Source organism: Silvimonas sp. JCM 19000, from assembly GCF_054652575.1.
This window is the reverse complement of record NZ_BAAIHC010000080.1, coordinates 1-209: the sequence shown is the minus strand read 5'-3', so window position 1 is coordinate 209 and position 209 is coordinate 1. Positions and strand designations below refer to the sequence as shown.

General features: G+C 53.6%; 1 protein-coding gene. It reads left to right on the top strand.

From position 1 onward, the window contains the following. Positions 1-209 (top strand): hypothetical protein (locus ACYQ1A_RS21850; RefSeq protein ID WP_499365830.1); only part of this gene is annotated, 209 nt, incomplete at both ends.

Sequence of the window (209 nt, the reverse complement as noted above, 5' to 3'; positions counted from 1 at the left end):
ACCGATACCACTACGACCACCACCAATACGGCGTATAGCGGCGCTTTGAGCCTGGCCGATCTGGCGGCGTTTAACCGCAGCAATGTGCTGGTCAATTTTGGCTCGCCCACCATTACGGCCAATCTGACGCATGACAAGGGCGATACCAATGTATTGGCCAGCCCGAATATCCGCGTCAAAAACAAAGAGAAAGCCAAGATCCTGATTGG